The sequence below is a fragment of the Flavobacterium cerinum genome (assembly GCF_024496085.1).
GTDB lineage: Bacteria > Bacteroidota > Bacteroidia > Flavobacteriales > Flavobacteriaceae > Flavobacterium > Flavobacterium cerinum_A.
The window spans coordinates 3,030,349-3,043,201 of sequence record NZ_CP101751.1; the positions used below are offsets into that span (position 1 = coordinate 3,030,349).

8 protein-coding genes are annotated in these 12,853 nt (G+C 38.3%); 4 read left to right on the plus strand and 4 right to left on the minus strand.

The genetic code is table 11. The annotated features are described in order from the left end of the window. Positions 1 to 130: 130 nt before the first annotated feature. From NOX80_RS13555 to NOX80_RS13565, 3 genes are all read left to right on the plus strand, one after another. A complete protein-coding gene (locus NOX80_RS13555; RefSeq protein WP_256550330.1) occupies positions 131 to 787 on the plus strand; it encodes a hypothetical protein in 657 nt (218 codons plus the stop codon). A 101-nt stretch (positions 788 to 888) separates the two neighbouring features. Continuing rightward, entirely contained in the window at positions 889 to 3,387 is a 2,499-nt protein-coding gene (locus tag NOX80_RS13560) for a PIG-L family deacetylase (RefSeq protein ID WP_256550331.1), read from the plus strand. Between the two features lie 207 nt (positions 3,388 to 3,594). Further along, positions 3,595 to 5,289, plus strand: a complete 1,695-nt coding sequence (locus NOX80_RS13565) for a sodium:solute symporter family transporter (protein WP_256550332.1) — start codon at positions 3,595 to 3,597, stop codon at positions 5,287 to 5,289. A gap of 78 nt (positions 5,290 to 5,367) precedes the next feature. Here NOX80_RS13565 and NOX80_RS13570 read toward each other — a convergent pair whose 3' ends face one another. The 3 genes from NOX80_RS13570 to NOX80_RS13580 all read right to left on the minus strand — a co-directional run bounded on the left by NOX80_RS13570 (position 5,368) and on the right by NOX80_RS13580 (position 8,402). Beyond that, positions 5,368 to 6,870, minus strand: a complete 1,503-nt coding sequence (locus NOX80_RS13570; protein ID WP_256550333.1) for a hypothetical protein — start codon at positions 6,868 to 6,870, stop codon at positions 5,368 to 5,370. Between the two features lie 140 nt (positions 6,871 to 7,010). After that, the gene (locus NOX80_RS13575; protein ID WP_256550334.1) at positions 7,011 to 7,991 is read right to left on the minus strand and encodes a hypothetical protein; all 981 of its coding nucleotides are present in this window, start codon (positions 7,989 to 7,991) and stop codon (positions 7,011 to 7,013) included. Between the two features lie 3 nt (positions 7,992 to 7,994). Then, on the minus strand, positions 7,995 to 8,402 hold the full coding sequence (locus NOX80_RS13580) for a 5-fold beta-flower protein (RefSeq protein ID WP_256550335.1): 408 nt from the start codon (positions 8,400 to 8,402) through the stop codon (positions 7,995 to 7,997). 252 nt (positions 8,403 to 8,654) lie between these two features. Between NOX80_RS13580 and NOX80_RS13585 the strand changes: the two genes are divergently transcribed. After that, a complete protein-coding gene (locus NOX80_RS13585; RefSeq protein ID WP_256550336.1) occupies positions 8,655 to 9,419 on the plus strand; it encodes a cyclase family protein in 765 nt (254 codons plus the stop codon). A 56-nt stretch (positions 9,420 to 9,475) separates the two neighbouring features. Here the strand turns inward: NOX80_RS13585 and NOX80_RS13590 are convergent, their stop codons facing one another. Continuing rightward, positions 9,476 to 12,778, minus strand: coding sequence for a T9SS type B sorting domain-containing protein (locus NOX80_RS13590; RefSeq protein WP_256550337.1), 3,303 nt, complete (start codon positions 12,776 to 12,778; stop codon positions 9,476 to 9,478). Between the last annotated feature and the right edge of the window lie 75 nt (positions 12,779 to 12,853).

Genomic DNA, 12,853 nt, shown 5'->3' on the forward strand with positions numbered 1-12,853 from the left:
CTGAAAAACAGTATTTTATAAATTTTAAAACATTATATTTTTGCTTTCGATCCAAACTATTTTTTTTTGGCACAATACTTGGTTTTAGTTAAACAACCCAAATAAATTGTTTAATTAAAATTCGATTATCATGAAAGCTATAAAAATAGTAATGTTGGGAATCCTGTTATCCGTATCTGCTATGAATGCACAGGTTTCCGTTAATGTAAACATTGGAACACCACCGGCATGGGGTCCTGTAGGTTATACAGATGTCCGTTATTATTATTTACCGGATATTGAAATGTATTACGACATTAATACGGCAATGTTTATTTATTTCAGTGACGGCGGTTGGGTTCGTACAGCCTATTTACCAAGACGATACAGACATTATGATTTATACGGAGCTTATAAGGTTTGCTTACATGATTACGGACCGAATCCTTATCTTTACTATAAATCACACCGAATAAAATATTACAGAGGATATCGAGGTCCCGCTCAGGTTACTTACTATCCGCGACCAAGAGATGTTGACTATCGTGAAGTGAAAGTAAACCATTCTAACCGGGATTACGAATACCGCGACCGAAAAGAGGTTCGAAAATACAACGATTACCGAATGGATTACCGAACTGCAGATAATCAAAATAACGGTAAAAGCTTTGAAAAGGCTGAAGACCGCGGTAACGGAAGAAATTATGATCGTGGTAATGATCGCGGAAACGGAAGAGGTTATGAAAGAGGAAACGATCACGGCGGACGAGGTAACGACAACGGAAACGGCAGAGGTGGCCGACGATAATAAATCTAATAAAATCAAGGGCAAAGACAATTTTAACGTCTTTGCCTTTATTTTTAACAGTTAGGTACACTATATTTGAAAAGCCAACCTTAAAACGAATTATGACAAAAAAATTACCCTTATATTCTATATTATTTTTATTCTTATTTCAATCTACTTTTGCGCAGCAACCTAAAAAACCAACCGCTTCTGAAATTTACAATCAGATTGAAAAATTAAATTTTTTAGGCTCTGCACTTTATATTGCAGCGCATCCGGACGATGAAAATACACGTCTGATTTCATTTCTGGCCAACAATACCAAAGCCCGTACCGGATATTTATCACTTACCCGCGGTGACGGCGGACAAAATCTTATCGGAACCGAATTACGGGAACTTTTAGGCGTAATCCGTACACAGGAGCTGATCGAAGCCCGAAAAACCGATGGCGGCGAACAGTTTTTTTCACGCGCCAATGACTTCGGCTATTCGAAAGTCCCTACCGAAACACTGGAAATCTGGGATAAAGAAAAAGTAATGAGCGATATGGCCTGGATCATCCGTAATTTCCAGCCAGATATTATCATCAATAGATTTGATCATCGTTCGCCGGGAACAACACATGGGCATCATACATCGTCAGCGATGCTTTCTCAGGACTTATTTACTTTGGCCAATGATCCTAATTTTGAACCTTCTCAATTAAAATTTGTAAAACCCTGGCAGCCGAAACGTTTATTTTTTAATGTTTCCTGGTGGTTTTTTGGCGGAAAAGACAAATTTGAAAAAGCCGATAAATCGAAATACGTTAACCTAAGAACCGGCGTCTACTACCCTTCACTTGGTAAATCAAATCAGGAAATTGCAGCATTAAGTCGGAGTAAGCATCAATCCCAGGGATTCGGTTCTACCGGAGTTCGCGGTGAGGATATGGAATACCTGGAATTAATCAAAGGATCATCAATTACAGATCAGCAGAATCTTTTTGAAGGTATTGACACATCCTGGAAGCGCGTAAAAGGCGGTGCTCAAATCGGCGAAACAATCGATTTTATTTTAAAATGTTTCGATTTTAAAAATCCGTCAGCTTCTGTATACGACCTGGTAAAAGTTTATCGTCAGATCGAAGAATTAGAAGATCCGCATTGGAAAAAAATAAAACTGGAGGAAGTCAAAAATATTATTGCGAACTGTTCCGGTCTTTATATTGAAGCCGTGGCCGAAGAACAATCGGTTACACCCGGTGGTACTCTTAAAGTAAAATGGGAAGCGATTAACCGAAGCCCGGTTGAAATGAAATTACTGACTTTACAAACCATCCCTCAAAATGAAACGCTGGAACAAAGTTATCCGTTAAAAAACAATCTGTTTGAAAGCGAAACCATTACACTAAAAGTGCCGAAAGATGTCCCTTACACATCGCCGTATTGGCTCAATGAAAAAGGAACAACGGGTATGTATACGGTTAACGAACAACAAAAAATCGGAATTCCGGATATTATCCGAAACCTTAAAATAACCTTTACTGTTTTAGTCGAAGGAACAGCTATTCCGTTTACCCGTGAAATTATCTTCAAATACAACGATCCGGTAAAAGGAGAAGTGTACCGTCCTTTAGATATTGTACCGCAGGTTACAACCGAAATTCAGAATAAAGTACAATTATTTAAAGACCGGAAAAAGCAATCGGTTACGATGAAAGTAAAAGCCGGAAAAGATGATTGCAGCGGAACTTTACAATTAGAATTACCATCCGGATGGATTGTATCTCCGGAATATATCCCGTTTCAACTACACAAAAAAGGAAGCGAGAAAACAGTAACTTTCGAAGTTACACCACCGGATTATGCTACTGAAGCTACAGCAAAAGCTATTGCAACTATAGAAGGTGAACGTTTTGATCATCAACAGATTCTAATCGACTATCCGCATATTGCCTTACAACAGGTTTTATTGCCGGCTGAAGCCAAATTTACCAAAGCTGACATTGAAACAAAAGGAAAGAATATTGCTTATATTATGGGTGCCGGTGATCAGGTTCCGCAAAGTCTGCAACAGATGGGTTATACCGTTACATTACTAAAACCGGAAAAAATTACCAGTAGCCAACTGGAAAAATTTGATGCTGTAATTGTTGGAATCCGCGCTTATAATGTGGTAGAAGCTTTACAATTCAAACAGCCGCTTTTATTTGAATATGTGCGAAACGGCGGTACTATGATTGTACAATACAATACAACCGGTGCGCTTATCACACAAGATATCGCTCCCTATTCACTGGAAATATCATCTGACCGGGTTACTGAGGAAGATGCAACTGTAACTTTCCTTGATCCTAAAAATAAGGTATTGAACTATCCGAATAAAATTACCCAAAATGATTTTAAAGGTTGGGTACAGGAACAAGGTTTATATTATCCGGATAAATGGGCCAATGAATTTACACCTGTATTACAAGCCAATGACAAAGGAGAAACACCTAAAAAAGGAGCTTTACTGGTCGCGCAATACGGAAAAGGATATTATATCTATACCGGATTAAGCTTTTTCAGGGAATTACCGGAAGGTGTTTCCGGTGCTTTCCGCTTAATGGCCAATTTAATTGCCGTTGGGAAATAAGTTCTGAAAAGTTAATATTCAAAAAATAACACCTCTTTTTTGTATTTTCGAAAAGGGTTTCATTAACCGGTCTTCGTATCGGTTTTAAAACATATCAAAATGATTGACAAACCAACTTCCTGGAGAAAAAGCTATACGCTGGTATTGATCCTGAATGCTTTCTATATACTGTTGTTTTATTTCTTAATGCAAATGTTCACGTAAGCCATGCAGAGTATCGACTGGATTGTATTATCGGTAACCTTATTATTTATTGTAATCTATGGTGCGTTAAAGACCAAAGGAAGTAAAAACGTTGAAGAATTTATCCTCGGAAATAACGAAACGCCCTGGTGGACTGTAGGTTTATCCGTTATGGCTACTCAGGCCAGTGCCATTACTTTTCTTTCTACTCCGGGTCAGGCGTATCACGACGGAATGGGATTTGTTCAGTTTTATTTCGGATTGCCTATTGCAATGGTGGTTATCTGTATTACGTTTATTCCCATTTATCACCGTTTAAAGGTTTTTACGGCCTATGAATTTCTGGAACAGCGTTTTGATGTTAAAACCCGTTCGCTTGCCGCTCTGCTTTTCCTTTTCCAAAGAGGATTGGGTACCGGTCTTACCATTTATGCACCGGCTATTATCTTATCGTCTTTATTAGGCTGGAATCTGACATTGATGAATATCATTATCGGAGTATTGATTATTGTCTATACGTTTTCAGGTGGTACAAAAGCTGTTAACGTAACGCAAAAGCAACAGATGTTTGTGATCATGACAGGAATGTTTATCACTTTTGTTCTTATTTTAAGTTATTTACCGGACGAGCTGAGTTTTAGCAACGCTTTAGGAATTGCCGGAGCCAACGGCAAAATGAATATTGTCGATTTTTCATTTGATCCGGAAAAACGCTATACGTTCTGGAGCGGTATTACCGGTGGTTTTTTCCTGGCACTCTCCTATTTCGGAACTGATCAGTCGCAGGTGGGACGTTATCTGACCGGAAAATCAATCAAGGAAAGTCAGATGGGATTAATCATGAACGGTCTCTTAAAAGTACCGATGCAGTTTTTTATCTTACTGACCGGTGTTATGGTTTTTGTATTTTTTCAGTTTCATTCGGCTCCTTTGCATTTTAATCCGAATAATATCAAAGTCATCAATCATTCCCCTTATAAGTCGGAGTATCATAAACTGGAACAACAACTAGATCAGGTACAGGAAGAGAAAAAGGAAATCAGTATGCTTTATGTAGGTCAGCTACAACAGGATTTCGACAATCCGATTTTACAGCAAAAAATGGTTTCACTTTCCGGTAAAGAAAAAGATTTACGCGAACAGGCAAAAGATCTGATTACTAAAGCTGATCCTAAAACTGAAACGAATGATAAAGATTATGTTTTTATCCACTTTATCCTGAACTATCTTCCGAAAGGGCTTATCGGACTCTTACTGGCCGTAATTTTATCCGCAGCAATGTCATCATCAGCATCCGGACTAAATGCACTGGCTTCTACAACAACAATCGATCTTTACAAACGAAATCTGAAAACCGAAAAAGACGAAAAACACTTTGTGAATGCAACACAATTCTTTACGCTTTTATGGGGATTAATCGCGATCCTTTTTGCCTGTGTAGGAACTTTATTTGAAAACCTTATTCAATTGGTGAACATTGTCGGATCTATCTTCTACGGAACGGTGTTAGGTATCTTCCTGATTGCTTTCTATATTAAATACATTAAGGCCAAAGCGGTTTTTTGGGGTGCCACCTTTAGTCAGTTGCTCATTTTCTATATCTATTATCTGGATGTGGTAAGTTTTCTATGGCTCAATATCATCGGAGCCGTATTAACCATTATATTCGCCTCCCTGATCGAAACCTATTTACGTATGACACAAAAAGCAACCGTATAATTTTTTACGAAATACGAAAAAGCCGCTCTTAACAGGAGCGGCTTTTTATTTGTTTTTCAGTATCGTAACGGATTCAAATTACGAACATTGGAACACCTGCGAGATCATTTGGTGTTTTTCCGAATAAAACAGATACAGTGTACCAAACATATTACTATGATCCAACTGCGCTACAAATTCCATTTTTTTTCCGTCAGGATCGCGTGGTGTTTCATTGCTTTGCACCCAATCCGGTTTGCCGAGCCTTAGCTTTCCTTCGGTCTTATTTTTCTTAACTTTTACTTCCTGTACAACGCGCTCAATGCCATTTTCGGTTTTAGTATCTATAAAATTAAAGATAACAGGATTAACATAGCCCAGACTCATAATCCTATCGGAAATTCTTTGCTGCTCAAAGTTGTCACACCAGAAATAACTTTCGTCCTTTACCATCATTATTGTCTGTTGCAAGGTATAGTGTCCTGAAAGGGTAAAATGATTTATACCATACCTATTTTCTTTTGTTACCTGTATCTCATGCCCCAGATGTTCAAAAGTATATTTGTGACCTCTTACTTCCGTGATGACTTTCTTATCACTCTTTCCGATGTAATGTAAAAACCAGATGTCTTTTTCTTCAGGACAGCAAAAAGTATATTCGACAGTATCAGGTAGATCGGCTTCTTTATTGCCTTTGAAATTTATCTCTTCATACTTTTCAATTTTACAGGTATTTTCAAGGAAACTCGCATTCAGGCTATAGAAATGGTAAAATGCATATCCAAGTATAATTTTTCTTTGAATGTCAATGTAATTTCCCTCTTTCTTCCCCTTATTATACCTTCCCACTGTACTAAAATTCCAATCCGTTTCATCCTCATTAAACTCTGTCGAAAATGGTATTTTACTGTAGGTAGCCCCAAGCTTCTTATCCGTTGCTACAAGTTGGTGTGGTGCCAATTCTTTTGATATCGTATATCCGCTACTGGTCTTTTTATATACCAACTTTTCGGTCATCTTTATCTCACGTGCCGGTTGGTGCCTTGTAGTCCCTTTTAAAAAACCATCGGAATCATAATCGTAGGTATAGCGTTCCGAGTCAAGCCATTCTTCGTTCCCCAGAAAATATTGTATTGTTTTAGTCACCGGCATCGGTATTCCGTTAATGGTAGCATAACTGTATACTACACGTCTGTTGGGCCTATATGAAAACGATCCGGTTTGTAGCAACAGACCTTCGTTATTATATCGGTCTACTTGCCAGTAATCCATCTCTTCAACCTTGTCCGCCGAAGTCTGCAAGTACTCACGCTTTATATCTGATTTATCATATTCTTCCACTTTCTTTAACTTAAGCGGGGCAAGTAGCTGATATTTGCCCTCTTCCAGTCGGAAGTCCATACGGCTTACATTTACATTCTGGAGCATAAAAGTGAAGGGCAATCCTTCCCATTTTTCGTCAACTATTCCACCGTCCAGTTTTACTATCGGAATTAGCTTTTTATTGAATTCCTTTGCATCGATAAGACAATCTGTAAGTTTAGGAAAACCCTCTATTTTCGACTTCTGTTTTGAGTGAGAAAGTTTAAGTTTTTTTTTCATTTATATCTACTTATCATATTATCAGCTTTACCTGTGTAACGCTTTTTTCATAGGAATATCCCTGATCGAATTTTTACGTAAAAATTCACTCCTGATTTTTATTAAAAATGCTGTCCTTTTTAAGAGGACAGCATTTAGAATTATTCTATTAGTAAACTTAAACGTTTTTTAAGCGACTCCGACAATCCTTCCCTATGATTATCTTTGGCATATTCCTTTCCTTTTTCTTTATAGGTTAAAGCAATTACCGAATCAATGTCAGTAGGCTCGTTTTTTTGAAGTAATGCTACAAGACTACTGTAATTCTGGGTTTTCACCATTCTTTTCAGTTTAGAATGTGCTGCCTTTTTCTTTGAAAAATGCAATTCCTTAGAACGGCATTCCACCGAGAAGAACGTAGCAAGTGCATACTCCATATAAATAACGAAATCACACTCGTGTGGCGTTTCATACGAAGCACTGTGATCATCACCAAAAGCAATTGTAGGATTACCGTTTTCAAGTATCATACAGGCATCATGGTAATAATTAAACCCGTCAATATAATGGAGTAAACCTCCATTGCTTTGTACATACTCGCCCAGATCCGTTTCCTGCGGATCACCAAGCAAATAAAAACCTTGTTGAGTTGCCAGACTTTCTGCCGGAAGGATTGAGATCCAACCTTCTTTAAAGTCGTCTTCATCTCGGGCTATTGGAATTTCTCCGTCAGGATCATCTATGATTTCAGCTTTCGGAAAAATAACCGAATGCCATGCTATATGAAGACCATTACTCCGTTTGTAAAATTCCCTAATATACGGATTAAAAGCAAAAGGAGCCTCCGGTGCCAAAGCATCATAATATTCGAAGTTATCCACCTGCGTTTCAAATACTTTTTCTTCAGCATAAGCTAACGCTTCCTCGGTCGCTCCGGGATATTTAATATAGTGAACCTGACTTACCAAATCGTGATTGCGCAATTCTTCAATCGCTTTTTCCAGTCGGTTAAAATAGCTTTCAGCCCATTCCCGGGCTTTTTTATTCCTCTTTTTGCTTGGTCGCTTTTTTGGAAGTATCGCTTTTTTAATTAAGTTCCAGAAATAAGCAATATCGCGTCTTCGCCCAAAATGAGAAGCCAAAATTTAATATTTAAAGAAAAAGAATACTACCGCAGCCCATTCTTTTTTTACCCCTTTTGCATATCCTAAAGTACCATGGCTACTGCCTTCTACCGTTCCGTCGCTTTTTACATAACCGATGGTTCCATGGCTACTATTCTCTACTGTACCGTCACTTTTTACATAACCTACAGTACCATGGCTCTTGTTTTCGATAGTACCGTCACTCTTAATGTAACCGATAGTACCATGACTTTTGTTTTCAATAGTACCGTCGCTTTTAATGTAACCTATAGTACCACCGCTGCTGTTTTCAATAGTTCCGTTACTACTAATTCTGGCTATCGTACTACGACTGCTTGATTCGATGGTTTGTGCCTGGGTAAGTGTACCGCATAATGCTAAAGCTGCAACAAGTAATATTTTTTTCATAATGATATTGGTTAAATTTTTATTGGTTTATTAATAAAGTGATCCAAATATAAAACAAAAAATAATCTCTGTATCGGGAAATTATCAAACGTAACGTTTTAGGATAAAAGCGTAGCCAAATTACAGTTATTCGTTTTTTGGCTGGCCAATATTGACTGATAACTGGCATCACTTTGTTTAAAAAAAAACACAACATAAATGACTCAAAAAGCATATTTTTACAACAATCATTATTAATATAAAGTATACTCCATGAAGATTATCGATTTATCCAAGCCTATTCAATATAATAAAGAAGATCCCTGGTTTATGAAAGTCAGGATTAAACACAAGCTACATAAAAAATCAAAATTACTAATTCGCTTTTTAGGTTTACCGTCCCGGCTTTTTCCGGAAAATTTTTCAGGATGGGCAGATGATACAATTCAATCGATGGGTGTTCACTCCACTACCCATATCGATGCTCCGTGGCATTATGCACCAACCTGCGAAGGAAAACCCGCCAAAACAATTGATCAGGTTCCTTTGGAATGGTGCTACGGAAAAGGAATTGTAATCGATATGAAACACAAAAAAGATTTTGATCCGATTACAAAAGCTGATATTCAAGATTTTTTAAGCCAACAAAAGCTAACAATTGAACCCGGAATGATCGTTCTGATTAAAACGGGTCGGGATATTTATAACGGAACTAAAAAGTTTCATGAAATCGGAACCGGAATGAGTGCCGAAGCTACCCGATGGCTTATTGACCAAGGTATAAAAGTAATGGGAATCGATCAATGGGGGTGGGATTTACCGTTGCATTACTTGATTCAACAAGCCAAAAAACAAAATAATAAAGAATTGTTTTGGGAAGCTCATTTGGTTGGATATGAAAAAGAATACTGTCATATTGAACAGTTAGTCAATCTGGATGCACTACCCTATACCGGATTTGACATTGCTGTTTTCCCGCTGAAGATTGTCGGCGGATCGGCTGCTCCGGCTCGGGTGGTTGCTCTTTTTAAAGATTAATCGCTAATAGCTAAAAAATAAAGGGCCGTCATTCAACTGACAGCCCTTTATTTTAATTATCGTTTCATACTAAAATGTCCTTTTACCACTCTTCCGTCCGGTAAGGTCAAAACATACCAATAATCGGTTGACGGTAACGGTTCCCTGTTATAAACACCGTCCCATCCGCCGGAAGCTTTCATTTGGTATAACATCTTTCCGTAACGGTCAAAAATAGTTACAATAGCATCTTTATACGGACTGATTGTTGCCCCTTTAATACGCCATAAATCATTGAATCCGTCACCGTTAGGTGTAAAGAATTTTGGAATACCCAATACCGCTATCTGTTTTTTAGCGATACCACAGCCGTTATAATCTTTTACATATACCATGTGTACACCAGCTTCTACATTTTCAAAAAAGTTGCTATCCTGATAAGGTCCTTCTTCTGTATCTAAAGCGTAAACATAATGATCACTAGTTCCTGTTACATAAACCGTAACAGTGTTATTATCCGATAAGTCTTGAACATCTACACCGGTAATCATAGCTTTGTCGGATGCAATTACCGTGATCGTACGCGTCGCTGAACATCCGTATAATTTATCGGTTACCTTAACCGTATAAATTGCGGCTGTATTTACAGTCAATGTCGGTGTAGTCGCTCCGTTTGACCATAGAAAATCATAACGATTTGTATCTGTAATTCCAGCTGACAACAGTAATGTCGCTCCTTTACATAAAATTGGGGCAAAATCGTTTGCTACAACCGGAAGCGGTCGCACATTTAGTTTTACTTCGTGTAATCCGTTACAATCGTTATTACTCTCAATACGGGCATAAATAACCTGAGCATTCGGTGTTGTATTGGTAAAGGTTGTATTTAATTCATTTTGTTCCAGTAAAGCATCCGTAAGTGTCGCATAATAGCTAACGTCTGTACCCGGTGCTTCCAATCCTGAATCAGTTAATGTAAAAGCAGCATAAGGCGTATCCGAACAAGTATTCAGATCAATACGTCGCGTTGGTGTTAAGGTTACCTGTAAATCCAGCGTTGTAGTTGTAAAACAACCTGTAGTTGTATCCGTTACTCTTACTGATATTGTCTGCGGATTACTTGTATTGGTAAAATTAACGGATAGCGGACTCGCATTATTGGTCGCATCGGTATTATTACTGAAGAAAGAAGTCACTAAATTGGTATTACCGTTTGTAAGTACTCCGTTAGCTTCATTCAGATTAAACGTTGTAAACCCGTCCGGATTTAATCCGAAGTCACATTGTACCAAAGTTGCCGGTACAGCAACCGGTAATGCATTTACTTTTAAATGAAAACTACCCGTTGCAAAACAATTGGGATTGGATTTGTTTTCGATTCGTATAAATATTTCCTGATCACCCGGTACCGTATTGGTATAATTATCCGGTAACAGATTTGATTTTGTATCGGCATCCGTCTGGCTTGCGTGGAAACTCACATCAAAATCGGCCGGACTTTGCGTTCCTAATATTCCCGGTACTTTTGTCGGTAAATTAAACGTCTGTATTCCGTTAGCTGAGTTATCATCACAAAGTATATAATCACTTGTAAGTACAATCACCGGTTTAGGGGTAACTTTTACGTCAAAGTTTGTAACTGCAAAACACGCCGGATTGTTTCGGTTTTGTACTCTTGCATACATCGTAAAATCAGCCGTAGCATTCGAAAAAGCACCGGCATTTACTACATCCGTATTATTGGTTGCATTGGCCAGGGAAGTAAAATAACGTACTTCAAAAACAGCCGGATCCTGTCCGTTTAGAATCGCATTATCCTGTTGTTGTAAGTTGATATTCATTAAACCGTTACTATCCGTATCACACAACTCTAATTTAGTAGGCTGATGTGCCACCGGAACTTCATAAATCGTAATATTCTGTGTCGTTGTAGCCGGATTTCCGTTTATTGTTACGGTTACCGAAACCTGATAATTACCTGCTGCTGCATAAACGTGAGTGGGTTCAGTTGTATTTGATATAGGAGAACCATCGCCAAAATCCCAGGCAATGGTCGTCGTAGAAGGCTGATTGATAAATGAAGGTGGTAGTATAAACGAAGTTGTATCGCCCAAACAAGTATGCATCACCTGGAAACTCGGATAAAAAACGGAAGTAATAAATGGCGGTAATCCTAAAGTGGACATACCATATGCTAATGTTACACCACTCGGATTAAAATCACATTGCATTCCGGATTCTTCCGGACTGTTAATAACACCCAACGTAATAGCGCTCGCATTGGCAAAATAGATTTTTTTATCCGGCCCCAACTGTAAAGCTCCTGTATTGTTAGTATAACCGATAATCGTTCCGGAAGTCGGTATATCATTAAATTCAAGATCAAACTGCATGATTAAATAGGAAGTTCCATCCCGCATATTCGAATACAATTTCTTTGATTCAGCCGAAAACTCAATTCCGTACGGATTTACCATTCCTTTTAAAAGCAGCGCATTACTCACTATACCCGTATTTTTATCGAAATCATACAAATATACCGAACCGTCATTGGACGATTGTCCGGTTTGAGATCCGTTTTGTGAATGTGCAATCGCTAATTTTTCTCCGTTCGGGGACGCTTTTAAATATCCGATGGCATTACGTCGGTATCCTGCAGTTGTAATAAGCGGATCGATATACGTTACCACCGGTGTTTGCGAAACTCCGGCTGAAGTTACCCTGAAAGCAAAAAAACGATCTACGAACTGCGTGATTACCCAATATCCGCCGGAATTATCCCGTACCGCCGTAATCTTTTCGGAACATTTATATTTGATTTCTTCTCCGTTCGGATCCGTATTATAGGTAATAAGATGTCTGTTTCGATAGGTAACATTCCCGATACTTCCGTTATTTCCGACAACAGAAAGGTCAACAGTCGAATAGTTAAAGCCGTTATTAAAACCATCGTCTTCTTCCAACGTTGCAGCCGTATTACGAGCCGGATAGGTTGCTGCATTTTCATGATGCGGTTCATCTACCGTAAAAATATAGTAGATATTCGGGTCACCCGGTTTCGGAATAATAATCCCGGATTGTGTACTTGACGGATCACCAAATAATCCGCGTCCGTTAAAGTAGTCACCATTCGGCATTTTTACGTGATTCCGATCCCAAACCGTTCGTCCGTCGGTATAAAATAATAAATCACCATTGGCATTGGAAATCGAGCTACACCCTTCAGTCGTATAAATTTGTCCGTTAGGGATGGACGTTACAGTACCATTGGCATCAAAATGCAAACCGGCACCGTTCCCAAAAAACCAGTTATTTGCTTCTCCCTGTCCGTAAGCGCAAAATCCGGAAAGAAGCAGAAAAAGAATATATTTTTTGATCATATTTTAAGAAAAAAACAGACAAATATAGACAATAAAAGGACAAGAAATGGTTAAATTAAAAAATAATGATTGCCG

Bases quoted from the DNA above. Each gene is read 5' to 3' on its own strand.
- NOX80_RS13570 (WP_256550333.1), bottom strand. From the start codon at position 6,870: ATGAAAAAAAAACTTAAACTTTCTCACTCAAAACAGAAGTCGAAAATA.
- NOX80_RS13590 (WP_256550337.1), bottom strand. From the start codon at position 12,778: ATGATCAAAAAATATATTCTTTTTCTGCTTCTTTCCGGATTTTGCGCT.
- NOX80_RS13580 (WP_256550335.1), bottom strand. From the start codon at position 8,402: ATGAAAAAAATATTACTTGTTGCAGCTTTAGCATTATGCGGTACACTT.
- NOX80_RS13560 (WP_256550331.1), top strand. From the start codon at position 889: ATGACAAAAAAATTACCCTTATATTCTATATTATTTTTATTCTTATTT.
- NOX80_RS13585 (WP_256550336.1), top strand. From the start codon at position 8,655: ATGAAGATTATCGATTTATCCAAGCCTATTCAATATAATAAAGAAGAT.
- NOX80_RS13555 (WP_256550330.1), top strand. From the start codon at position 131: ATGAAAGCTATAAAAATAGTAATGTTGGGAATCCTGTTATCCGTATCT.
- NOX80_RS13565 (WP_256550332.1), top strand. From the start codon at position 3,595: ATGCAGAGTATCGACTGGATTGTATTATCGGTAACCTTATTATTTATT.